Source organism: Campylobacter sp. FOBRC14 (genome assembly GCF_000287855.1).
GTDB classification, from domain to species: Bacteria; Campylobacterota; Campylobacteria; order Campylobacterales; family Campylobacteraceae; genus Campylobacter_A; species Campylobacter_A curvus.
The window spans coordinates 88272-111177 of the sequence record NZ_ALJJ01000016.1; the positions used below are offsets into that span (position 1 = coordinate 88272).

Sequence of the window (22906 nt, forward strand, 5' to 3'; positions counted from 1 at the left end):
GGAGCGAAAATGGCAAATATTTTGATAATCGGAGCGGGTGGCGTGAGTCAGGTCGCGACCGTAAAATGCGCGATGAACGCGGACGTCTTCACGAAAATCACTCTCGCAAGCCGCACAAAAAGCAAGTGCGATGCGATCGCAAAATTTATAAAAGAGCGACTTGGCGTTGAAATCGCAACCGCGCAGATCGATGCTGACGACACGGATGCAGTGGTAAATTTGATCCACGAAACGGGCGCGCAGCTACTGCTAAACGTCGCACTGCCGTATCAAGACCTAACACTGATGGACGCGTGCGTGAGAGCAGGCATCGCCTACATCGACACCGCAAACTACGAGCACCCAGATACCGCGAAATTTGAATACAAGTTGCAATGGGCGAAGGACGCGGACTTCAAGGCGGCTGGCACTATGGCGCTGCTTGGTAGCGGGTTTGATCCGGGCGTGACGAACGTATTTTGCGCCTACGCGCAGCATTATTTATTTGACGAGATCCACGAGATCGATATCCTAGACTGCAACGCGGGCGATCACGGTTATGCGTTTGCGACGAATTTCAACCCTGAGATCAACCTGCGCGAAGTGAGCGCAAAAGGTCGCTACTGGGAGCGTGAAAAGGGCTGGATCGAAACCGAGCCGATGGAGATTTCGTTTAAATGGAACTACCCGAAAGTCGGCGCGCGGGACAGCTACCTGCTCTATCACGAGGAGCTCGAAAGTCTCGTGAAAAACATCAAGGGGCTAAGGCGGATCCGCTTTTTCATGACATTCGGGCAAAGCTATCTCACGCATATGAAATGCCTCGAAAACGTCGGTATGCTGCGTATCGACGAGGTCGAGCATAACGGCGTAAAGATCGTGCCGATCCAGTTTCTTAAAACGCTGCTGCCCGACCCTGCGTCACTGGGAGCTCGCACGAAAGGCAAAACCAACATCGGCTGCGTGATCCGCGGCGTAAAAGACGGCAAAGAAAGGCAAGTGTATATCTACAACGTCTGCGACCACGAAGCGTGCTACGCCGAAACGGGCGCGCAGGCGGTGAGCTACACGACGGGCGTGCCTGCGATGATCGGAGCGATGATGGTCGCAAAGGGCGTGTGGAGCGGCAAGGGCGTGTTCAATATGGAAAATTTTGACGCCAAACCATTTATGGACGAGCTGAGTAAACAGGGCTTACCGTGGGAGATCATCGAGATGAAGCCGGGGGAGAGGTATGAGGTAGAGTAAATTTTAGGCGGAATTCGCCTAAAATTTAATATTGGAAAATAAAATGAGCAAGCAAGAAAAACCAAAATTAAGCATTAAAAACCAAATAGAAAAACTTAAACAAAAAGGTGTTAAATTTGAAATTTTTAATGAGGATAAAGCCACCAAATTCTTACAAAATAACAGCTATTTATTTAAAGTAAAAGCATATTGTAATACTTACAAACAAAAAGACAAAGATGGTAAAACGCTTCCATATCAAAATTTAGATTTTGCATATTTGGTCGATCTCTCTACAATAGATATGCATTTAAGGAGATTTATCATAAGACTTACTTTAGATATGGAGCATATATTAAAAACGAAACTTATGCGTGATTTCAATAATAGTGCTAGTGATGGTTATGATATAGTGGCTGAATTTTTAAAAAAAGATAGTTATGTAGATAATTTTATTGACGAGCAAATTAAAAAATCATCTAAACCAACGGCACCCGCACAATTTATTTTACGCGACTACAAAAAAGAGGATTTGGCGATTTGGAATTTTATAGAAGTCATTCAGTTTGGGCATTTTATAAATTTTGCAAAATTTTTTTATGAGAAATATACAAATGATGATTTTAATAAAATAAAAGATAGTTTATTTAATATAAAATGTATAAGAAATGCTTGTGCTCATAACAATTGCATATTGGCTGATCTAAAAGATAATATTTCACAGCCACAAAGGCAAACAATAGATAAAATCTTTAATAAAAAGATTTTTAAAAATTTAACACCAAAAGGTATAAGTAACAATCTTAAAAATCAAACAATCAACGATTTCATAACACTACTTTTTGTCTATGATGAAATTTGTAAAAGTAAAGATATGAAAAAATATTGCTATATAGAGCTAGTAGAACTTTTAACAAAAAGTCTTTTAAGAAATAAGGTATTTTATAAAAACAATATCCTTATAAAGGCTCGTTTCAGATTCTGTACCAGAATTATTAATTATTTAAAATAAGCATAGTTTAAATACTAGTATTATATAATTCGACCATCGTTCGCGGAATGAGATATAAAATTTGATTTCTGCTAAAAGAATAAGGTAGGATTTATTCTTGCCTTATTCTTGGATTTTATTATAAATTTGTTTTCAAATTTATCCAAGCTGACTCTCAAATTTCCCCTTCAACTCCCTAAAAATCTCACTCTTTGAAAGCTCGTATTTGTCTAAGATCACGGCGTCGTTATCGCCGATAGGCTGTATGAGCCCGTAGGCGGCATCTCGGTCTAGTTTCGCGCGCTTAAATTTGACGTTTAAAACATCGATCTTGCGTTTGGCATCGATCGTTTTGACGCTGATTTCTTCTATATCTTTAAAGTAAAATTTAGCAAATCTTGCGCCCTTTTGCACGCCAAATCCATCATCATCGATCTGCAAAAAGCCCACCTGAGCTATCTTTCTCACACAAAACGCCGCACAAAGCAGTCCCATTATCATCGTAAAAATGCCAGATCCAGCAAGCTGGTAGTAAAAGTACCCCGCACATCCCGCCGCAAATAGTACCACAGACAGCACCAGCACGGCCACTGCGCCCTTTTTGTTCTCGTTTATTCGCATATTTTTCCTTTATTTTTTCGCTGATTATACCTTAAATTTAGCGCCAAAGCCCAAACGCCGCACTAAAAACGATATAATTATTACATCATTTTAAAAGGCCTAAATATGAGCGTAAATTTTAAAATTTTATGCCTGTGCTTGCTGCTTGCAGGCTGCGGAAACGGAAATGAAAGCGAGTATTTTAGCGGCTATTTGGAAGGCGATTATCGGTACTTAGCGCCCTCCACCAGCGGCCGTATCGTAAAAATAAACGTCAAAGAGGGCCAGCACGTAAAGGCGGGCGAGCTGCTTTTCGAGCTCGAAAATACCGCGCAAACGGCAAATCTAAGCGCCGCAAATGAAAATTTAAACGCGCTAAAAGCCGAGCTCGCCGACCTAAATTTAGGCAAGCGCGAGCAGGAGCTAGAGACGATCCGTGCGCAGATCGCCGAGGCAAAAAGCAGGCTTTGGGCGGCGGAGCAAAACTACAAAAGAGCTGTCACGTTAAAAAAGCAAAGCTCCATCTCGCAAAAAGAATTTGACGCCGCAAAGGCGGAATTCAACCGCCAAAACGCACTCGTAAAACAGCTCGTCGCAAGCCTTGAAGTGGCAAATTTACCCGCACGTATCAATCAAATAAAAAGCCTCGAAGCAAAGATAAAAGCCGCCGAGGCCAACGTGCAAAGCTGCGAATACGAGCTTAGCAAAACGAGGCTTGCCGCTAATGAGAGCGGGCTGATCGAGCGCGTGTTTTACAAAGAGGGCGAGTGGGCGAGCAGCACCCGTCCCGTGCTCTCGCTGCTACCGCCAAACGAGCTAAAAGTCAGATTTTTCGTGCCGGCCTCGGTGCTGCCTACGCTAAAAGAGGGGCAAAAAGTGAAGCTTTCTTGCCAAAACTGCCCGAAATTTAGCGCTACTATCAGCCACGTCGCCACCCGGCCAGAATACACCCCGCCGGTCATCTACACCCAAAACCAGCAAAATACGCTGACATACCGCATAGAGGCAGTGCCGGAGGAGCCAAGCGAGTTTTTACACCCATCTCAGCCGGTCGAAGTTAGGTTAAGATGAAAGAGATGTTACATTACATCGCATCGACCCAGCCAAGAGAGAGCGCTCAAATTTCAGACGAATTTGCGATCGATGTTAGAGGACTGTCAAAGAGATTTGGCAAGCGCATCATAATCGACAACGTCGATATCCGCGTGAAAAAGGGCTCGGTCTGCGGCTTTTTAGGGCCAAACGGCAGTGGCAAGACGACTACGATCAGGATGCTTTGCGGGCTTTTGAGCGCAGATAGCGGCGAGGGGCAGTGCCTTGGCTTTGACTTTCGGCGAGACTCCGAGCTCATCCGCTTAAACACAGGCTACATGACGCAAAAATTTGGCTGGTACGACGACCTCACTGTCAGGCAAAATCTAGAATTTATCGCGCGGCTCTTTGGCATGGCCGACATCAAGGGCGCGATGGGCGAAATTTTAGAGCAAATGGGGCTGGAAAAAAGAGCAAACCAGCTTGCAGGCGCACTTTCAGGCGGCTGGAAGCAGCGGCTAGCGCTTGCTATGTGCCTCATCCACAGACCAAAGTTACTGCTGCTTGACGAGCCCACGGCGGGTGTGGATCCAAAGGCCAGGCGTGAGTTTTGGGACATCATACATCGCCTGGCAAACGGCGGCATCACGGTGCTGGTTTCGACGCACTACATGGACGAGGCCGAGCGCTGCGTCGAGCTCATCTACATCGCTTACGGCAAAATTTTAGCCAGGGGCAGCGAGGAGGAGATCATAGCAAATAGCGAGCTTGACGTCTGGGAGCTTAGCGGCAAGGACGCGGCAAAATTTGCAAATTTGCTGAAAAACGAGCCTTGTGCGAAGGACGTCTCGGTCTTTGGCAGTAGCTATCACATCGTGGCAAACGACGCTGATGGGCTACAAAAAGCGGTGGCGGATTTTAACGCAGCGGGGTTAAATTTACGCAGGATAAAAACCAGCCTCGAAGACGTTTTCATACATCTTTTGAGCGCCAGTAGCGACAGCAGGTACTAGATGAAGGCGTTTTCGCTCTCACGCACCGCAGCGATGATAAAAAAGGAATTTCGTCAAATTTTACGAGACAAAGGCACTCTAGCGATGATAGTGGCGATGCCGCTACTGCTAATGCTACTCTTTGGCTACGCGATAAATACAAACCCGCGCCACATGCCGACCGCACTCATCACAAGCGGTCGCGGAGAGCTCGTGCGCTCGATGACAAAAGCGCTTGAAAATACGCAGTATTTCGCACTAAAATACATCGGTACCGACGAGGGATACGCGCAAAATTTGATGAAAAGGGGCGCGGTGCAGTTTATCGTCTATTTCCCGCCAAATTTAGAGCGTGCGCTCATGCGAGACGAGCGTCCAAGACTACTCATCAGCATCGACGGAGCCGATCCCTCAGCCTCGGCACAGGTCGCGCAGGCGCTAGACATCGCGCTCGCTCAGGCTCTAGCGAGGGATAAATTTAACTCGGCTGCGAGCCAAAGTGCAGATAAGGGCGAATTCGAGCTAATCGTGCATACGCGCTACAACCCAGAGCTTCTCACGCGCTGTCAGATCGTGCCCGGGCTTGTAGGCATACTGCTCACGCTCACGACCATCTTGCTCACCTCGATCTCGATGACTAGGGAGTATGAGCGCGGCACGATGGAAAATCTCCTCGCCACGCCGCTGCGCCCGCTTGAAGTGATGACTGGCAAAATTTTGCCCTATCTTTTCATCGCTTACGGGCAAATTTACGCGATATTTCTCATCGCCAGATACCTTTTCGGACTGCCGCCTATCGCGGATTGGGGCTCGCTTTTCGTCGCTGCGACGCTGCTGATGCTCGCAAATCTTGGCGTTGGCTTCACATTTAGCACGCTCGCGAAAAATCAAATCCAAGCCATGCAGATGACTTATTTTTTCTTTATGCCTTCGCTTTTGCTTTCGGGATTTATGTTTCCGTTTTACGGCATGCCGCTTTGGGCGCAGGCGCTTGGCGAAATTTTTCCGCTCACGCATTTTTTACGTATCATTCGCGGCATCTGGCTCAAAAACGCCTCCGCGATGGAATTTAGCTACGACATCGCGGCGATTTTCGCCTTTTTATGCGCCAGCACGGCTATCTCGCTTTGGAGATACAAAAGGACGCTGGATTAGTTTTAAATTTTAAGTTTTATAGATAAAATTTTGTCTTTCTTAGTCAAACATAAAATATAAATATTAATATATCTATCTATACTAATATAAATTTTAAGCTTTATTTATGTTATATTTCATTATTATTTTCTTATATTTTTAAATTTTACTGAGAGGAGATAATTAAAATGAAATATTTTGTAAAGAAGCCTCGATGCTGTCTAGATATCGTAAAATTTAGCTTAGCGGCGGCTGGAATTTTACTCGCCGTCTCGGCATCCGCTCAGACGTGGCGTTCGGTAAATTCGAACATGGAAAGAGACGCCGTTGCTAGCAAATACTACTATCCCAAAACCAACGAAAAGGTCATCAACGTAACAAAACAGGTCATCGACGACAATCACATAGACGCCAATATGATCGGCGCGATAAGCGATGAAAATTTCGGTAATAACAAAGATCTAAGCGGCTACACGTTAAATTTCAAAGATATGCAGTCTCCAGGCCGTAAATTTTGGCTATTTGGCGCCGGCTCCAAGCTAGGCAACGTCTCGCAAAACGTCGTAAATTTGACCAACATCACGGGCGGATACGATATGGACGTTCGCGGTGGACACTCTTACAAGGGCGTATCCAGCGGCAATGCCGTAAATGTCGTAAATTCCAAAGTGGATGAAGCAAAAGGCGGCTCGACCAACAGAGGCTCGGCTATAAACAACAAAGTAACCATCAGCTCGAATTCCGAAGTCAGGGTCGTTCATGGAGGGTTGGGTCTTTATAACGCTAACGGCGAGGTAAAAGGAAACGAAGTGAGCGTGAACGGCTCGAACGCATTTTTTATCTACGGCGGAGAGTCGCAGTCGGGCACGATCAGCAAAAACAAAGTCGTCATCAAAGCTGACGGCGCGAAAAGATCGTTATCGCGCGGCGTATTTGGCGGCATGAGTGCTAGCGGCAGAGGTGACGTCGTAGAAAACGAGGTCTTCATCTCGGGCTCGGATGTAGAGAGGAGCTACGGACGCGATATCGGCGTATACGGCGGCAAATCCAACGTCGGAAGGGCGAATTTAAACAAAGTCACGATCACCTCGGACGCTAACGGCAAATCAATAATCGGCGTGGATATATTCGGCGGTGCGAGCGGCTCGCAGCTGATGGGCGATCCTAGAATTCAAGCGCTTCAAAACGAAGTCAATATTATAGGCTCGGACGTGAGGCAAATTTACGGCGGCAAAACGCCTAGCGGCGATGCGAGTGCGAACAAAGTCACTGTAAAATCGGACGGTGTAAATCGCTCTAGCACGCAAAATATTTGCGGCGGCAAGTCAGACGCCGGTAGTGCGGATGAAAATTTAGTTAGTGTTCAAAATTCTGATGTAAACGGCGATGTATACGGCGGCATAACGGGTTTTGGGCTGGGACATGCGAACTCAAACGTCGTGACGCTTGATGACGCGACAGTAAGCGGAGGGGTTTATGGCGGATACAATGACGGATACGCAGGAGATACGATAAACAATGTCGTAAATTTGAAAAATAGCGTCGTGATAGCGGGCGATCTAAGCGGCGGATACGGCACGGGCTCGGATGATTACATCACGGGAAACACGCTAAATATCTACTCCAAAAGCGTGAAAGCCGGTAACATCTTAAATTTTGAAAATATAAATTTTTTCTTGCCTAAGAGCGTAACAAACGGCGATAAAATTCTAACGCTTACCGGAAAAGACGATACCGATCTAAGCAAAACGAACATATCGGCTAAAATCGACAACGAAGCAAGACTTGAAATGGGCGATAAATTTGCCCTGATAGATAAAGAGCAAGGTCATATCACGGCGCCTAAAAAGATGATAAACGCCAATCAAGGCATCTCAAATACCTATCAGCTCTCGCTTGAAGCAAGCGATCATCAAATCGTAGCCAAAGTAGAGGGAAAATCATACAATCCAAAGCAAAAAAACTTAGCAGAGACTAGTGCGGGTATGCAAGGCATGCTTCAAAGTGGCAGCGACCTCTCAAGCTCGCAGGGAAAATCAGCGATGATGAGCTCTCTTGCAAACACCTCAAGCGGGTCATTTGGTGCCGCCGGAGCTAGCAGCGTAAAGCTAAAATCAGGCTCTTACGTAAAGTCAAGGGGCGTAAATTTAGTCGCGGGGCTTAGCAAACAAGTAAACGACACACTTAGCTACGGGGCATTTGTGGAGCTTGGGCTTGGTAGCTACGACAGCTTTAATAGCTTTGGCGGTGCGAGCGTCAAAGGTAGCGGAAACAGCCGCTATTACGGAGTGGGCTTGATGTCGAATTTCGACCTGGCAAATCGATTTTACATAGAAAGCTCTGCAAGAGTCGGCAAGATAAGGGCTGATTATAAAAGCGAGGACTTTGACGGATACGTACCAAGCTATAAAAGTACGAGGACTTACTATGGATTTAGCCTAGGAGGCGGCAAGATCGTTGAGATAAACGAAATTTCAAGCCTTGATCTCTACGTAAAAGCGTTTTACAACAGGATGCTTGGCGACGAGGTAGAGATCCTTAATACGCAGTATAAATTTAAAGCGGTAAATTCCATAGTAGGTAAGCTAGGTATGAAATTTAATCAAGACATAAACGAGAATTCGGCGTGGTATATAGGCGGTGCGTACGAGAGGGAATTCGACGGCAAAGCACGAACTAGAAACCTCACTTTTAGCCAAGATATCACGGCTCCAAGTATGAGAGGAAATACCGGCGTAGGTGAGATCGGGTTTAAATTTTTACCAAAGCAAAATTTACAGATCGATCTGAATCTGCAAGGGTTGGTCGGCAAAAGACAAGGTATTAGCGGCGGGCTCAAGATAGATTATAAAATATAACCAAAGGGCGGAGCTTTCGCCCTTTACTCCGGATCTTCGGTAAATTCATTGTCTCTAAATATCGCGTAAAAATTTATCGCCCAAAGCATGAAAGAGACGGCAAACAAAACCGCAGGTACGCCGATATAAAATTTATCGCTAAAGATCGCCAGTACCGAGCGTGAGATGCCTGCAGCAAAAAGCAGCACGAGTCCAAGGCGCGAAAGGCGTAAAAATACAAGCTCTTGACCGCTATGACGAAGCCCCGCGACATTGAATATAAGCATGATGACGCCCATGACGACGCAAAGCGCGATGAGATGGATGGCGTTGCTGCTAAGGGCCAGATCCAAAATTTCGCTAGCTCCCAGCCAAACGTAACCGACTCCCGAAAAAAGGCTGATCAGATAATAAAATATCACGAAATGATGCCTCAAAAGGCAAAGATGATGCCACTCGCTAAGGCGCGCCAGCAAAATAAATCCGCACCCAAGAGCCAAAAAGCCCACTATCTGGCTCGAAGCGTCCAGCAAAAGCGCAGCAATAAGCAAAACAAATGCACTGATGGCTAAATTTTTATAAACAAAGCTCGGTGCAAACACCGCCTCGTTCATGTCAGGCTCCAGCTTGAAAGCTTCCTTTGCCATCACGATACTCACGCGAAAGCTCACCACCAAGATAGCGATCATATTTAGGTGGATCTGAGCGTTTAAAAATTTCTCATCGCCGCTAAAAACGTATAAAAAATCAAACGCACAAAATGCGATCAAGATGCTAGCGACGCTGAAATTTTGATCGTTCCTATCGCGAATGATGAGCACGAGGCTAAATACGCTAAGATAAAGCCAAAAGCAGCCCATGAAAAAATAGCCAAATTTTAGATCAAGAAACATCGCTACAAGCGAGAGGACAAAGAGCGTGAACATAGCCACGCTGTGCTTTTTAAGATCGCCCGGGAAATTCGTCCAGTCAGGCACGGCCGTGAATAAAAACCCGCCGTATGCCAAAGGGCAAACGAGCCCCAAAAAGGCAAATTTATGAAAGCTGACGAAGTCACCCGCCACGAAAAAGCTAATACAGCCAAGCACCACGCAAAATACGCTACTTAAAAAAAATATCCGCATAGGATGAGTGAAAAAATCGTTAATCAAAATATATCCTTGAGCCAAAATTTTCAGTAGCCATGCGGCTTATAAAATCAAAATCGCGCTCACAAGCCGGCGTGTCGATACGTAAAATTTGCTCCACATTTGCGCCTTTTTGACTTAAAAAATATATCTCATCACTTAGCATAACAGCCTCAAATCTATCGTGAGTAACGAGCACGACGCTCATGCCTCGCTCTTTACGAGATAAAATTTCATCGATCATTATCTCTCTCATATCAGCGTCCAGTCCCGAAAAAGGCTCGTCCATTAGCAGCAAATCAGGCTTTGTCACAAGCGCTCTTACAAAGCTCACGCGCGCCCTCATGCCGCCGCTCAGCTCGTCGGGGTATTTTAGCGCGTCTCTTTTTGAGAGTCCGAATTTCGCCAAAAATGCGTAAATTTCATCGTCGCTTACATCATCGGCGACTAGTTTGATGTTTTCAAGGGCGTTTCTCCACTCAAGCAGGCGATTTTCCTGAAAAAGATAGGTCGTCTTTTTAAAATCGTTTGAAATTCTGCCCCGTTTAGCGTCGTTTAGCCCGGCTATCAGCCGCAGTATCGTGGTCTTGCCACAGCCGCTTGGGCCAAAAAGCGTCACTGCCTGACCTCGCCCTACTTCAAGGCTGAAGTCTCGCACGACGCGGTCTCTTAAAATTTCATACTCCAAATTTTTAAGCTCCAGCATGTCTCACCTCTTCCACGGCATCAGTAAAATTTTAAGCGGCTCGATGATGAGATACTCAAAAAGCATCACAAGAGTGATCACAAGCACCACATAAGCCATCACGCTTGGAGTATCCAGCATCACTCTGGCGTCTGCGATCTTTGAGCCCACACCGTCGCTAGCGCCAAGAAGCTCGGCCATGATGACGATCTTTACGCCCATGCCGACCGCCACGCTTAGCGAGCTGATGATATAGCTGGTAAGATGAGGCAGATAAAGGTGGCGGATCTTTTTTAAAATCCCAAGATCGTATGCGTCAAACATCTCTTTAAGCTGCTCGTTCACACTCATCATGCCGACCATCGAACTAGCGAAAGTTAGCGGTATGCTGGTGATTATGATCGTAAAAATGGTGCTCACATTACCAAAGCTGAACCAAAACAGCGCGAGCACGACCCAAATGATCGGCGGCATCGATAAAAGTATCGTGATGAAGGGCTTTAAAAACGCCGCAAAGCTCTTGTAGTATCCGGCGATGAGCCCCAGCGTGATGCCTACTACGCACGAGACCCCGACGCCAACGACCGCGCGAAAGAGCGTCACACAGATACCGCTGCTTTTATAGTCGGCTAAAATTTCATACGCCCGCACGAAAACGACCTTTGGAGACGGCAATAAAAACTCCCCGAAAATTTGCGAGCCAAGCTGCCAAAGCGCGATAGCCAGGCAGATGACGCCAAGTCCGCTAAGGCCTGAGAGCAAATAATCCACCACTCGCCAAATAGCGGCGCGAGGAGCCTTGATGCCGTCGATTAGTATCATAAAAAGAGCCTCTTTTCAGCCATTTTGCCGCCAAGCACTTTTGGATTTAGCTCGAATAAAATTTCAAAAAAGCTCATCAGCTCGTCTGAAATTTCGCTTGCTTTGATGACGGTGAGGTTTGATCGCTCAAAGCTATTTGCAAGAGCCGGCACCGGGGCTGGTAGATAGTTTGCACCGATCTCTGCGGCACTTTGCTTGTTAGCAAGTATCCAAGCAAGCGCGTTTTTAAGATCGCTATCAAGAGTATCAAAAAGCGGGCGGTTTTGCTCGTAAAATTCTAAATTTACGATGATGCCAGCTTGCGGTATGAAAGGTTTTGTGTTGAATGTCTCGCCCCAAACTTTAGGTAGCTCGAAGCTTCTTATCACCTCTATGCCGCTTTTTTTACCGCGAAGTATGGCAGCAGAGCTCATCGGCTCAATGGAAAGTACCGCGTCAAAATCTTTTTGCAAAAACATACCGATGGCCTCGGGAGGGGTTTGAGCGTAGGTGATGTTTAGCTTGTTAAAGTCCAGTCCGCGCTTTTTGCATAGGGCTTGGACGATGAGGTCTGGCATATCGTTTTTAAATGGCATGACGAATTTCTTGCCGACTAGATCCTCAAGGCTTTTTATCTTTTCATCCTTTACGAGGATGTTTAAAAGCCCGGTCGTGAGGATGTTTAACATGGCAAAATTCAGCCCCTGGTTAGCTAAATTTACGCCTACGTTAGATGGCGCCATCGTGACTTTGATCGTGCCGTTAGCCACGCCGGCTCTTAGCTGGTCAGGACTGCGCCAAATTTTAAGGCTCACGTCATGGCTTTTAGCAAGCTCTCCTTGCTGGCTGGCAACCGCCATTATGACGCTTGGGATCGCGGGCGCTCCCCACATCTCAAAGCTCTCTTTGGCAAACAAGCTCGGAGCAAAAGCACTCGCACCAAGCGCAGCGTTTAATGCTAAGAATTCTCTTCTTTTCATTGTTTCTCCTTTATTAAATTTTGAACTTCGTTTTAGATCTTATACACTACGCAAAGTGGCAAAGCTGACAGTTGCGAACACTAGGCACGAAAATCTGCCGTGGGTTTGGTTTTCTCTCACAAGCCAGATTTGCGTAGTGCAAATCGTTTCATAAAATTTGACCATCAAAAACTAGCATGCACACTCAGCCAAAACGTCCTTCCCGGTGCATTTACTAAATTCGGAGCGAGCGCGCCTACATGCGCACCGCTGATAAACTCGGCGTATTTTTTATCAAAGATATTATTCACGCCAAGCCTGATGCCGACCTTATTTTTAAACTCGATCCCGCTGTAAATATCCATCGTCGTAAAGGACTTCGCCGCCTCTTTTAGATCGATGCCAAAGCCCGTTCTCTTATCAAAGTCTCCTCTGGTTTGCTTGGCTACGTATCGTAGCGCCGTGCCTAGGTTGAAGCTGCCAAAGCTAGCGTAGTCGCGGTAATCAAGCTGCAAATCAGCCTCGAAAGGCCTCATCTGATAAAGCGGCCTGTCGTCGGTTTTATTTTGTCCGTAGCTGTAATACGCATTAAATTTAGCTCCAAAATTTCTAGCGAAATTTAGCTCGGCGCCTAAATTTGCAAGATACAGTCTAGCATCGACGTTACGCGAAGTGACGGCGTTCCTATTTACGGCCGGTATGCTCGCAGCCCCGTGTCTGCGGTCATATATCACGAGGTCATTCGCATCGTCTGCTATGAGGTATCCCTTTAAAGCGAACGAATCCTCGCCATACATGGAATTTAGATAGCTCTTATAGGTCTCGCTCGCAAATTTAAAGTCGGCCTTCACGCGGTTGTGACGCTCCGGCTTTAGGAAAGGATTTGATATCCAGCCGTTATCGCCCGCTCCAAATAGCGCGTTGAAGCGCTCCATGTTTGAAGGCACTCGATAAAGGCTCTCTAAGGCAAGCGAATAGCTATCTTTTTCATTAGGCTTAAATTCATACTTGAGCGCTCCGCTTAGCCCGTCGTGATTTATACTGCCATCAAAGTCCTTGCCGTAAATGCTTCGCCAAAGCTTCCTCGTGGTGTTTAGGTTATTTGACATCGCAGCAAGCATGCCCGGCATCACGAAAACCTCGTCAAGGCTCTTTGTCTCGCTCTTGTTCCAAACGTAATCAAGCCCGAAGCTCAGCCTGTTTTGCTCGTTTAGATCGTAGCTTATGGTGTCATAAATTTGATAAATTTTAGTATCGATTTTTGGAAATCTATTTCCCGTATGCACAAAGCCCGCGTTTGTCAGAGTATAGCGCCTGCCCTCGTGTCTGTCGCGGGTTATTTTAAAGCCTACGAGGTTATGAAAGTCGCTAATATCCGTGTCGTATTTCGCACCGAAATCAAAAATTTTACGCTTTATCTCGACGCGAGCCTTTGACGAGGAGTTGCGAAGGGCGTAGTTGTTTGCCTCTCGCTCGACTTGCCTATACATGAATTCTAAATTTAGCGTATTGCCAAGAGCCTCATCGCCGATCCTCGCATCAAGCTTCGTCGCGTATCGCTCGGTCTTTACCGCGTCCATTTGGTGCTGTGGCTGCTTGTCGTCATCTATCCTGTCGTGCAAAAACGTAGCTCTGATCTCGCTGATATCGTTTGGCAAGTAGCCTACGATGAAATTTTGCCCGTAGCGCTTATAGCCAAAGCCGACTTTATCGCCGTCACCGTCTTTGTAGTCATTAGCTTTGGTATAGTGAGCGTTTAAGATCGTATAAAAATTCGCTCCTCTGTAACGATATAATGCCGAGCCGTAAAAGCTGCCGCCATATATGCCCGAGCTTAGGTGAAATTTATCCATAGATTCGTCGAGCTTGTTCGTAACGAAGTAGTATCTGCTTCGATCGGCTCTGTCGAATTGATTTTCCAAGAATGCGCTTTGAGCGATATTTGGAGTGATCAAAGGCGGCGGAGCAAACTCTTTTATAGGGCCTATGGCCGCACTGGAAGCTATATTGTCAGCGCCAAAAAGCGATGCCACGATCGCGCCTGAAAATAAGATATTTCTCATATTTGCCCTTAAATTTTAAATTGAATATGAGAAAGTATATCATTAAATTATTTAAAAACAATTGACAATAGTCAAGATGATTTTTATCCTAAATAATATTCTAATTTAGCTTTTTGCCACAGTGTTGATTTTTAAAATGGCTCTGTTACAATATTTCATTGATTTTTAACTTTCAAGAGCGAAGTCAAACCTTGTGAAGCGACGCTATCGCCGCCGATTTTCAGAGAAGCCACAGGCTGAACGCGAAAATCGTGCTATATGTTCGGCGCTTTGCAGAGCGAACAGGGTTTGCGAAGCAAGTGTCAATGTTATAACAGAGCCTTTAAAATTTAGCTACTTTTGCTGGATATTGTAGAAAAATCCTACGATCTGCCTAGCCAGACGCTCTTTAAAATACGGCCAAATATAGCTTTTAGAATAGGTATTGCCACCTTGATAGAGCGTGATATTCGTGCTTTTATCAGGATATCCCTTTTGGCGTATCAAGACGCTTGCTTGCATGGTGTAAAAGTAGCTGTTAGTCACGAAGTCATCGTCATCAAACGGAAAGCCAAAAGAGTAGCCAAACATCCCAAACGGTCGCCTGCCAAAGCCGTATCCCATGTAAAACCTGGAGTCAAAATCGCGCCTTATCAAGCGATCAAAGCCCTGAACGTCACCAAGCACTACAAAATCAGCCTTAGCCATATTTGATGTAGAAATAAAGCCGTTTTTTACGAATTCGGCTATTATCTCAGAATTTACGTCCTCACCGGTCGCGGTATTTTTAAAATTTACAAAGACGCTGGCGTTAGCGTCTTTCATGGTTATGAAGATCGGCGCGCTGGTCCTTGAGGAGATAGTCGGGGCGTTAGAAGCGCATCCTGCAAACAAAATCGCAGCAAATATGACGAGTAAAGTTTTCATAAAAGCTCCTTATAAAGCGGACTTTATAGCACTCTCCAATACGCTCTTTGGTGTAAGTCCGATGAATTTGCCAGACATTTTACCACTTTTATCGAAAAAATATACAACGGGCACTCCCATGACGCCGCCTACGGCTTTACTGAAATAATCAACCGAAACTTTATCGCTCGTAGTCTTAAACTCTATGCCGTGCTCTTTTAGCAGGGCCATATCTTTGTCAAAGCCTTTGCTAGGGCCCAAAACTCCGATAAATTCCATTCTATCGCCGTAAATTTTATATAGCTCGTTGAGGTCTGGGATCTGCTTTTTACAAACTCCGCAATCCGTGCCAAAAAAGAAAAGCATATAGGGTTTATCGCCCATTTTTAGGCGCTGCTGACTAGGGAAAAACTGCGTATCTATGCCTCTTGGATCGTTTAGTGTTATGTGATGCTTCTCATACTCTTTTGCACATCCGGCAAAAAGCAACGCCGAAAAGATAAAAATTTTAAACCAAAATTTCATCATGCGTCTCTTTTTAGAGTGCGGATATTTTCAAGCTTACCGTATCTTAGGTAGACGATCTTATCGCCGTATTCGCCAAGCTCGGGGTTGTGCGTGACAAGAAGTATCGTTTTGCCCTGCTCTCTTAGCTTGCAAAATAGCTCCAGCACGACCTTTTCGTTCGCTTCGTCGAGGTTGCCCGTAGGCTCGTCCGCTATCAAAATTTCAGGATCGTTTATGAGCGAGCGTGCGATACAAAGGCGTTGTTGCTCGCCGCCACTTAGCTGACTTGGTCTATGCGTCAAGCGATGAGCCAGACCAACTGCTTCAAGCGCCTTTTTAGCATCCTCTTCATCGACGCTACTATGATAATACTGCGCTATCATCACGTTTTCAAGCGCACTAAGATAGGGCACCAAGTGAAACTGCTGAAATATAAGCCCGATCTTTTCACGTCTAAATTTAAGCGTATCTTCGGCGTTTAGGTTGCTCACATCATCGCCGCCTAGCATATAAACGCCACTTGTTGGCGTATCCATCAAAGAGAGTATATTTACAAGCGTGCTCTTACCGCTACCGCTTGGGCCCATCACGCTGACCCACTCGCCTTTTTTGACCTCGAAATTTATATCATCAAGCGCGCTTACGTCGCCAAATTTCTTACAAATATGTTTAAGTTCCAATGCGTTTGACATACTATTCTCCTCTTAATGTATCTGCCATCTTGTTATCAAGCGCCCTTTTTATCGGGTAAAATGCTGCGATCGCAGCAAAAATGAGCGATATGATGACGGCTGTAGGGATACTCAAAATTCTAAAATCGATACTCGAATCAAATATCGCGTATCCTAAAATTTGAGCCAGCAAGTAGCCCAAAAATGCGCCTATGAGCGCCGAAACGAAAGCCGTAGCGAAAGTCTCGCAGCCAAAGAGCTTTAGCACATCTCTTTTGCTCGCACCTATGGCTCTAAGCAGCGCTATCTCGCGCGAACGAGAGAGCAAGATCGCACTTAGCGTCGTATTTACGCACATCGACGTGATGAGCAAGATGACAAGACTCACTAACGCCATCAAAAGCTTGATTTTTTCTAATATGAAGCCTTCTGATTTCGAGACCTTTGCGACAGGTTTTGCAGCGATATCGGCGTTGCTTATGTTTTTCGAGATAGCGCTTATTTCGTCGAAATTCCCAAGTACGACAGCCTCACCGTAGTTTATCTCACCTTGTTTGTTCGCTATCTTTTGAGCCAGCGCCAAAGAGGTGATGAGTAGTGCGTCCTCTTTATCGCCGCTTGCTACTATACCTTTGATCTTTACGTTTTGACTGTCGTTTGCACCGATAGCTCTTATCTCTATATTGTCGCCTACTTTAAAGCCCGCCTGTCTTGCCAGATCGACGCCTATTAAGACGTTTTTATCGTCAAAATCGATATTTATCATATCTCCGTCGCGAACCTCCAAAAACGGTTTCACGACCTTAAGTTTGCTAAATTTAGCCCCCATGATGATGGCGTTTGTCGGTCCGATGTTTGCCTGAGTGAAGATATATCCGCTATCTCCAAGCAGCTTATCAGATGGGATCTTAGCTATCATCGAGCTATATTCCGTATCGTTCATATCATCAGTCGCGGCTATATCTGCCGGAGCGAAGATCATATTTGCTCCATACGTTTTTAGCTCGCGCGAGACCTTAGAGTCGATGTCAAGATATACGTTGATGAACGCACCGCACACGCAAGCGCCAAGAAGTATCGAGACTACGATGACCATCACGCGAGACGAGCCGTTCCTTAAGCTTTTATAAATGATATTGAAAAAGAATTTGCTATTTACGGTCATATAGCACCTCCGCCGGTAATAATTTTACGACGCTCCTCATCGGTATAAGCGAGCCTACGACTGAAATGAGCAGCGCAAAGGCTACGCTTATAGGAAGCACGATCCATGCGATGCCGATGCCGTGAGCAAATATCGTATAAGCCATCACGTAGCTTAGTGCGTATCCTAAAAACGCACCGCAGATACCAGCTACAAACGCTACCACCAGGCTCTCGCTCGCAAAAAGCGTATAAATTTCAAAATTGCTGGCGCCTATGGCCTTTAAAAGTCCTATCTCTTTTTTGCGGCGGTAAATTTCGCTAGTCATCAAAGAGGTTATGCCGATAGCAGAAACCACGAGCGCCAAAATGCTCACGATACCCATCAGGCTTTGGATCTTCTTCACGATATTACTCTCTGCATCGCTTACTTGAAGGCTGGCCTTAGCGCTGATGTCAGGGATGCCCTCCTCTATCTGATAGGCGATCGAGCTAACATAAGCCGAGCAATACCACAAGTCGTATTCGGCGCTATCTAGGTTGTCTAAATTTCGCCTGGCCTTTAGCGATAGGTCGTTTTCAGGTATGGTCATCGCCGATACTTCGGCTTTTGAATATTGACCCTCATGCCCCGAGAGCTCGCCGGCCAGCTTTAGCGAGCTTATTAATTTATGCGACTCTTCGCCGGCTCCTTTTAAGATACCAACGATCTTGACCTCTTTGCTGCCGTTTTTGGCGCTTAGCCTCAAAGTATCTCCGAGCTTTAAATTTTCGCGGCTAGCTAGGGCGTCGCCGACTAAAATTTCATCCTCGCTGTCATCTTTGACCCAAGTGCCCTCGACTCCCCAAAATCTATAAAGGCTCTTAACGCCCGTGCTGAATTCCGGCTCGTCTTTAAGCCCGATATTTTTATCAAAATATGTCCCCTCAAGCACGAATGCCCTACCACTCGCGTCTTTGACGTCCACATCTAAAAACGGAGCGAAGGCTACGATATTGTTTCGCCAAAATATCTCTTTTATCTTATAAAGATTTGACTCTGGCAAGAAATTCTGAGACTTAAGCGGAGTAAAATTTTTGCCCTCTATCTCGATACTTAGGCTCTCACCGCGTGGCAAGATCACGATATTGGAGCCGTAGCTCCTAAGCTCGCCCGCGACTTGATCGCCGATCTTTAGCGTGATGTTTAGCATGCAAGCAACAAGGATCGTAGCGAGCAGTATCGTGATAAACGCCATCGTCTTTTGCACTTTCGAGCCGGTGATCGAGCTTTTTATCAGCATTAATTGCATATTTTTCATTTTAGTGTTCCGTTCGTATCTACGTAAATTTCAGGATTGGCTTCGAATTTCGCCTGAGTCTCGTTGTTTTCAAAAAAGTATGTGTGGCCGTAATATAGATAAGACCTTGAGCTTAGATTGCTCACTTTTTTGCGGCTTACGGGATCTAAGACCATCCTTTCGACGACCTTGCTAAAGTAGTTCGAGCCGCCGACTATCGTAGCATAATCGACTATGACATGCTTACCGTCAAAGGTAAACGGCATAGGTATCGGGTTGCAGCCACCCTCTTTGCCCACTGACGGCAAAAATATCCTGACATTGCACGAGATACAAATAAGATCGTCACCTTTTTTGATATAGCCCATATCGCCGCAGATCATGCACGAGTCAAAGACGATGACCGGCGACGGGCGATCAGGGAATCGGTTTAGCAAGAAAAATCTCACCTGCTTGCCCTCATCCGTGATATATGCGAAGCGGTGCAGGGCATTGTCTTTTAGCATATCCACATCAAATATAAATTTATCTCCCTGTGGCTCGACTAGTACCGGCTCTGAAATTTGAGGCGGGCGAGATGCGTAAAGGTCGTAGTAAAGCGAGAACGTAAGCGATACGGCGATGATGACGGTGGCAAAATTTACATTTGTCGATATCTTTTCTCTAGCGGCTTTCGTAAAGCGAAAAGATATCGAGCCGACCGCGTTTTTATCAGTCATAGCAGGACGAGAGGCGAAATTTAAAACAGCCAGGACAAGGATGATAAAAGCATAAAAATACGCCGAAAACGTAGCGACGTAAATTCCTTTTGCCACGATAGATAGCATCTGCGGATGCGTCTGCAAAGACCCGGCTCGCATTAGCTCGAGCGCAGCACTTGAGAGCTTATCTATCACAAGGCATGCCAAGACCAGCAGGCTGAAAATTTTTAAATTTAAAGGCTTTAACGAGCTTTTTAAATTCGATACCAAAAAGAACAAAACGAATACACAAAGCATCGCAAAAAGCATCAAGAAAAAGCTGATAACAGACTGTGTATCCAAAAGCTCGCCGCTAAATAGCGGGAAAAGCGCGCTGATGGCGCTATAATTTAGCCCGTATCCGACGCCCAATGCAAAAAACGTGAGAATTTTTGCTGGTTTAAACTCAAAAAATATCCACAAAAGGCTCAAAAACAAAAATCCAAGCGTGATACAATCAAACACCATTTTCACGCGATCGTCAACTAGCGCATGTCTAGCGACCTTGAAGATCAAGATACCAGCGACGATACCTAAAAATGACGGCAAAAATATGGTTTTTAGGCTTTTATCTTTGTTGTTTAAAGCAGCAAAAAGGACAAAACCAAGCAGGGCGGAAAGGACCTGAACGAAGTAGATTGACATAACTAAACCCTAGGAATTTTCTTAAATTTGGTTTGAAAAAGGGCGATCGCTCGCCCTAAAATTATTTGACAGGACCGCCTGTCCATTGGAATTTGTAAGTTGTTGTGAAAGGTTCGAACCATTTACCAACACCTGTCTCTTTGTCCGCATGGCGACCAAAGCCTTGTTTTTCAGGATTGTCGATGTGGAATTTTAGCTCATAGTTGCCTACGCCGGTATCCATTTTGATATTTGCACCGTAGTGAGGTCCGTCGCTAGCGACCATAGGCATAAATGTTCCTTTTTTGACTTTACCGTTATCAAGGTTCTTTAGCTCGTAGTTGATCTTTAGATAAGGTATCCACTCGCCCTCACCAAAGCCGTTTTTGTTACCGGCGATAGCGTGGATGTCAGCCTCCATGTGCATGTCGGCTAAGCTTGGAGCTAGATCTACGCCTTTTGGCTCCATGTCAATAGGCTGTAGATAAACAGCGGCGATCTCCATACCGTTAGCCTCAACAGGCTCGCCAATAGGGTGCTCCCCCGCAACCGCGAAACTTGCAGCAAGGCTGAACGCCAAAGCTGAACTTAAAATTTTATTCATACTTTCTCCTTTTGATAAGATTAGTTTGTTTTTTCTTTTCTTTTTTTCATTATGATTATGCCAACGACCAAAGCCGTGATCATCAAAATTTGCGGTATCAAGCTCTCATAGTATGGCTTCAAGCCAAACCAATCGCCCATCCATTGCGGGAATTCTAGTCCGTTTATGATAGTCGGAACGAAAATTTTACCCTCGACCAGCTCCATCACGCCCTTACCGACAAAGACGATCGACATATAAAATATGATCGCTGATGTAAAGACGAAAAACGGCTTGATAGGAATTTTAATAGAAAATTTCTTAAATACAAAATATACGACTAGCAGTATCACGAGACCGGCGATGAAACCAGCACCGATAGCCGAATAGCCGCTGCTGTCTTTGGCATCAAAGATAAGCGACTGATAAAAGAGCACTGTCTCTGCACCCTCTCTAAATACGGCTAAAAATACCGTCCACCAAAGCGCCATAGCCGAGTCATTGGCTAGCGACTCAGTCACATGAGACTTGATATACTCGTTCCATTTTTTAGCACCCGCATTTGATAGTAGCCAAAAGCCCACGTAAAAGAGCAGTCCTACGGCTATGAGCATGACGATACCTTCCATCAGCTCGCGCTTTTGACCGGCTGCTTGACCAAAAATGAGGTTCATGATCCACGCCATGACAAAACTTAAAACGACTGCTACGCCGACTGAGCTATATACGACCTTGCCCATTTTAGCGTCATTGCCGGTTTTTACCAAGTATGCGACCACGGCTGCTACGATGATAAGAGCCTCAAAGCCCTCACGCAAGATGATAGTAAATGCTGAAATGAATAAAAACCAAGGTGAAGTCGGGGCGCTGGTTTTGCCTAGTGCCGTGTTTAGCTGATCGCTCATAGTGGCTGCAGCGGCTTCTATCTTATCTATGCTAGCACCTGATTTCATCAGGGCTGGGATAGCACCGAAGCTTCCCTCGATAGCGGTTTTTAAATTTACATCGCGAGCTCCGACGCTATTTTCCATACCGCTGCCTTCAAACTCATCAAAATATAGATCCTGCACGTCAGCGATCGCCTTTTTAGCGTCTCCGGACTTGTAGGTTTGTATCGCGGCAGCGATTTTATCATTGATATTTTTAACGACCGGTGTGTAGTCGGTTTGGGTATCTGCCTCGTCGCTAGTTTCGTTACTCATATCCACTGCAGCGATCTTAGCGGTATCTGCGGGTAGTTTAGCTACCGCATCATAGGTTATTTTTATAACTTCATTTAGTTTGCTTTTAAAGTCGTCTTTGCTGATACCATTGCTTATGCCGCTTATCGCTTCGCTCATTTTTCGTTGTATGTCAGCATCTACGCTTTTGCCGTTATCTATATGCTGACGCACGGCGATCTCGAGTTTTGTATTGCGATAATCTACGAATTTAGCATTCTCCACATCTCTTTGAGCGTCATCTTTTTTATCGTTATCATAAGCATCGATAGCGCTATTTATATCCTTTGACATACTTTCAAACGCTACTCTCCACTCAGGCACGAATTTAGACGTATCAAAGCCACTGCTTGCCGGTGCAGCGGGAGTATCCGAATACTCTCCTACAAGTCTATGTCCACTTATGATCGCAGGTAGGACTTCGGCGATTTGAGAATTTATCTTTTCTATCCTGGCAGTGACATCATCTACCGATTCTCCGGCCTTGATAGCCTTTCTGATCTCGCCAAACTGCTTTTCCATATCGTAGGCCTTTTTCTGACCTAAATTTATACGTATAGCGCCTTCGACATCTTCAAACAAGCCAAAGTAGGCCTCTTGCGTATGAGTGACGGCATCTTGGGTGTTACCGGCTTTGTATTCGGCTAGGACTTTTTCGAGTGAAGTTTTGATCTGTTCGGCTACCTGGGCGTAGTCTTCGTTCTTTGCGTTTAGCCATAAAGGCAACAGCATGATGAGTAGGAATTTTATGAAATTTTTCATGTTTACAAATCCAATGAATTTAAAATAACAAATTGAGTGGAAAGATACCATATTTTGGCTTTAA

Annotated in this window: 20 protein-coding genes; 6 read left to right on the forward strand and 14 right to left on the reverse strand. The window is 45.5% G+C overall.

The features are described from left to right. Positions 1 to 9: 9 nt before the first annotated feature. Both HMPREF1139_RS07760 and HMPREF1139_RS07765 read left to right on the forward strand, forming a co-directional pair. Positions 10 to 1227 (forward strand): saccharopine dehydrogenase family protein, encoded by a 1218-nt coding sequence (locus HMPREF1139_RS07760; protein WP_009650935.1) that lies wholly within the window; start codon positions 10 to 12, stop codon positions 1225 to 1227. Positions 1228 to 1270: 43 nt separating this feature from the next. Next, positions 1271 to 2218, forward strand: a complete 948-nt coding sequence (locus tag HMPREF1139_RS07765; protein ID WP_009650844.1) for an Abi family protein — start codon at positions 1271 to 1273, stop codon at positions 2216 to 2218. A gap of 138 nt (positions 2219 to 2356) precedes the next feature. Here the strand turns inward: HMPREF1139_RS07765 and HMPREF1139_RS07770 are convergent, their stop codons facing one another. Next, positions 2357 to 2818, reverse strand: a complete 462-nt coding sequence (locus HMPREF1139_RS07770) for a hypothetical protein (RefSeq protein ID WP_009650937.1) — start codon at positions 2816 to 2818, stop codon at positions 2357 to 2359. Positions 2819 to 2923: 105 nt separating this feature from the next. On the opposite strand from HMPREF1139_RS07770, the gene HMPREF1139_RS07775 reads away from it, so the two are divergent. The 4 genes from HMPREF1139_RS07775 (at position 2924) to HMPREF1139_RS07790 (ending at position 8813) form a co-directional block, all read left to right on the forward strand. Next, positions 2924 to 3868 (forward strand): HlyD family secretion protein, encoded by a 945-nt coding sequence (locus HMPREF1139_RS07775; RefSeq protein ID WP_009650843.1) that lies wholly within the window; start codon positions 2924 to 2926, stop codon positions 3866 to 3868. Next, positions 3865 to 4842, forward strand: a complete 978-nt coding sequence (locus tag HMPREF1139_RS07780; RefSeq protein ID WP_009650906.1) for an ABC transporter ATP-binding protein — start codon at positions 3865 to 3867, stop codon at positions 4840 to 4842. The genes HMPREF1139_RS07775 and HMPREF1139_RS07780 overlap by 4 nt, the downstream gene beginning before the upstream one ends. Continuing rightward, positions 4843 to 5976: an ABC transporter permease gene (locus HMPREF1139_RS07785; RefSeq protein WP_009650851.1), complete on the forward strand. Its 1134-nt coding sequence runs from the start codon at positions 4843 to 4845 to the stop codon at positions 5974 to 5976. Positions 5977 to 6143: 167 nt separating this feature from the next. Next, positions 6144 to 8813 (forward strand): autotransporter outer membrane beta-barrel domain-containing protein, encoded by a 2670-nt coding sequence (locus HMPREF1139_RS07790; RefSeq protein ID WP_009650882.1) that lies wholly within the window; start codon positions 6144 to 6146, stop codon positions 8811 to 8813. 23 nt (positions 8814 to 8836) lie between these two features. On the opposite strand, the gene HMPREF1139_RS07795 is transcribed toward HMPREF1139_RS07790, so the two are convergent. The 13 genes from HMPREF1139_RS07795 to HMPREF1139_RS07855 form a co-directional block, all read right to left on the reverse strand. After that, complete coding sequence (locus HMPREF1139_RS07795; protein ID WP_009650779.1) at positions 8837 to 9943, reverse strand: NnrS family protein; 1107 nt, start codon at positions 9941 to 9943, stop codon at positions 8837 to 8839. Continuing rightward, positions 9936 to 10625 carry an ABC transporter ATP-binding protein gene (locus tag HMPREF1139_RS07800; protein WP_009650887.1) on the reverse strand — a complete coding sequence of 230 codons (690 nt, stop codon included), beginning with the start codon at positions 10623 to 10625 and terminating at the stop codon, positions 9936 to 9938. Before HMPREF1139_RS07800 ends, HMPREF1139_RS07795 begins: the two co-directional genes overlap by 8 nt. A gap of 3 nt (positions 10626 to 10628) precedes the next feature. Then, on the reverse strand, positions 10629 to 11426 hold the full coding sequence (locus HMPREF1139_RS07805; protein ID WP_009650776.1) for an ABC transporter permease: 798 nt from the start codon (positions 11424 to 11426) through the stop codon (positions 10629 to 10631). After that, positions 11423 to 12385 (reverse strand): ABC transporter substrate-binding protein, encoded by a 963-nt coding sequence (locus tag HMPREF1139_RS07810; protein ID WP_009650895.1) that lies wholly within the window; start codon positions 12383 to 12385, stop codon positions 11423 to 11425. The genes HMPREF1139_RS07805 and HMPREF1139_RS07810 overlap by 4 nt, the downstream gene beginning before the upstream one ends. 164 nt (positions 12386 to 12549) lie before the next feature. Next, positions 12550 to 14427 carry a TonB-dependent receptor domain-containing protein gene (locus tag HMPREF1139_RS07815; RefSeq protein ID WP_009650881.1) on the reverse strand — a complete coding sequence of 626 codons (1878 nt, stop codon included), beginning with the start codon at positions 14425 to 14427 and terminating at the stop codon, positions 12550 to 12552. A 333-nt stretch (positions 14428 to 14760) separates the two neighbouring features. Beyond that, positions 14761 to 15333, reverse strand: coding sequence for a hypothetical protein (locus tag HMPREF1139_RS07820; protein WP_009650794.1), 573 nt, complete (start codon positions 15331 to 15333; stop codon positions 14761 to 14763). Between the two features lie 9 nt (positions 15334 to 15342). Then, positions 15343 to 15840 (reverse strand): TlpA family protein disulfide reductase, encoded by a 498-nt coding sequence (locus HMPREF1139_RS07825; RefSeq protein WP_009650957.1) that lies wholly within the window; start codon positions 15838 to 15840, stop codon positions 15343 to 15345. Continuing rightward, positions 15837 to 16511 (reverse strand): ABC transporter ATP-binding protein, encoded by a 675-nt coding sequence (locus HMPREF1139_RS07830; protein ID WP_009650952.1) that lies wholly within the window; start codon positions 16509 to 16511, stop codon positions 15837 to 15839. Before HMPREF1139_RS07830 ends, HMPREF1139_RS07825 begins: the two co-directional genes overlap by 4 nt. Position 16512: 1 nt before the next feature. After that, positions 16513 to 17655: an ABC transporter permease gene (locus tag HMPREF1139_RS07835; protein ID WP_009650838.1), complete on the reverse strand. Its 1143-nt coding sequence runs from the start codon at positions 17653 to 17655 to the stop codon at positions 16513 to 16515. Continuing rightward, a complete protein-coding gene (locus tag HMPREF1139_RS07840; RefSeq protein ID WP_009650948.1) occupies positions 17642 to 18934 on the reverse strand; it encodes an ABC transporter permease in 1293 nt (430 codons plus the stop codon). The genes HMPREF1139_RS07835 and HMPREF1139_RS07840 overlap by 14 nt, the downstream gene beginning before the upstream one ends. Next, positions 18931 to 20298, reverse strand: a complete 1368-nt coding sequence (locus HMPREF1139_RS07845; protein WP_009650818.1) for a Fe-S-containing protein — start codon at positions 20296 to 20298, stop codon at positions 18931 to 18933. The genes HMPREF1139_RS07840 and HMPREF1139_RS07845 overlap by 4 nt, the downstream gene beginning before the upstream one ends. A 61-nt stretch (positions 20299 to 20359) precedes the next feature. Next, a complete protein-coding gene (locus HMPREF1139_RS07850) occupies positions 20360 to 20881 on the reverse strand; it encodes an iron transporter (RefSeq protein ID WP_009650791.1) in 522 nt (173 codons plus the stop codon). 20 nt (positions 20882 to 20901) lie between these two features. Continuing rightward, the gene (locus tag HMPREF1139_RS07855) at positions 20902 to 22842 is read right to left on the reverse strand and encodes an FTR1 family iron permease (protein WP_009650955.1); all 1941 of its coding nucleotides are present in this window, start codon (positions 22840 to 22842) and stop codon (positions 20902 to 20904) included. Positions 22843 to 22906 lie beyond the last annotated feature (64 nt).

Excerpts from the sequence above, each read along its gene's own strand:
- HMPREF1139_RS07830 (WP_009650952.1), bottom strand. The coding sequence starts at position 16,511 with ATGTCAAACGCATTGGAACTTAAACATATTTGTAAGAAATTTGGCGAC.
- HMPREF1139_RS07785 (WP_009650851.1), top strand. The coding sequence starts at position 4,843 with ATGAAGGCGTTTTCGCTCTCACGCACCGCAGCGATGATAAAAAAGGAA.
- HMPREF1139_RS07815 (WP_009650881.1), bottom strand. The coding sequence starts at position 14,427 with ATGAGAAATATCTTATTTTCAGGCGCGATCGTGGCATCGCTTTTTGGC.
- HMPREF1139_RS07820 (WP_009650794.1), bottom strand. The coding sequence starts at position 15,333 with ATGAAAACTTTACTCGTCATATTTGCTGCGATTTTGTTTGCAGGATGC.
- HMPREF1139_RS07835 (WP_009650838.1), bottom strand. The coding sequence starts at position 17,655 with ATGACCGTAAATAGCAAATTCTTTTTCAATATCATTTATAAAAGCTTA.
- HMPREF1139_RS07760 (WP_009650935.1), top strand. The coding sequence starts at position 10 with ATGGCAAATATTTTGATAATCGGAGCGGGTGGCGTGAGTCAGGTCGCG.
- HMPREF1139_RS07805 (WP_009650776.1), bottom strand. The coding sequence starts at position 11,426 with ATGATACTAATCGACGGCATCAAGGCTCCTCGCGCCGCTATTTGGCGA.
- HMPREF1139_RS07780 (WP_009650906.1), top strand. The coding sequence starts at position 3,865 with ATGAAAGAGATGTTACATTACATCGCATCGACCCAGCCAAGAGAGAGC.
- HMPREF1139_RS07770 (WP_009650937.1), bottom strand. The coding sequence starts at position 2,818 with ATGCGAATAAACGAGAACAAAAAGGGCGCAGTGGCCGTGCTGGTGCTG.
- HMPREF1139_RS07775 (WP_009650843.1), top strand. The coding sequence starts at position 2,924 with ATGAGCGTAAATTTTAAAATTTTATGCCTGTGCTTGCTGCTTGCAGGC.
- HMPREF1139_RS07790 (WP_009650882.1), top strand. The coding sequence starts at position 6,144 with ATGAAATATTTTGTAAAGAAGCCTCGATGCTGTCTAGATATCGTAAAA.
- HMPREF1139_RS07810 (WP_009650895.1), bottom strand. The coding sequence starts at position 12,385 with ATGAAAAGAAGAGAATTCTTAGCATTAAACGCTGCGCTTGGTGCGAGT.
- HMPREF1139_RS07855 (WP_009650955.1), bottom strand. The coding sequence starts at position 22,842 with ATGAAAAATTTCATAAAATTCCTACTCATCATGCTGTTGCCTTTATGG.
- HMPREF1139_RS07765 (WP_009650844.1), top strand. The coding sequence starts at position 1,271 with ATGAGCAAGCAAGAAAAACCAAAATTAAGCATTAAAAACCAAATAGAA.
- HMPREF1139_RS07845 (WP_009650818.1), bottom strand. The coding sequence starts at position 20,298 with ATGTCAATCTACTTCGTTCAGGTCCTTTCCGCCCTGCTTGGTTTTGTC.
- HMPREF1139_RS07840 (WP_009650948.1), bottom strand. The coding sequence starts at position 18,934 with ATGAAAAATATGCAATTAATGCTGATAAAAAGCTCGATCACCGGCTCG.
- HMPREF1139_RS07800 (WP_009650887.1), bottom strand. The coding sequence starts at position 10,625 with ATGCTGGAGCTTAAAAATTTGGAGTATGAAATTTTAAGAGACCGCGTC.
- HMPREF1139_RS07825 (WP_009650957.1), bottom strand. The coding sequence starts at position 15,840 with ATGATGAAATTTTGGTTTAAAATTTTTATCTTTTCGGCGTTGCTTTTT.
- HMPREF1139_RS07850 (WP_009650791.1), bottom strand. The coding sequence starts at position 20,881 with ATGAATAAAATTTTAAGTTCAGCTTTGGCGTTCAGCCTTGCTGCAAGT.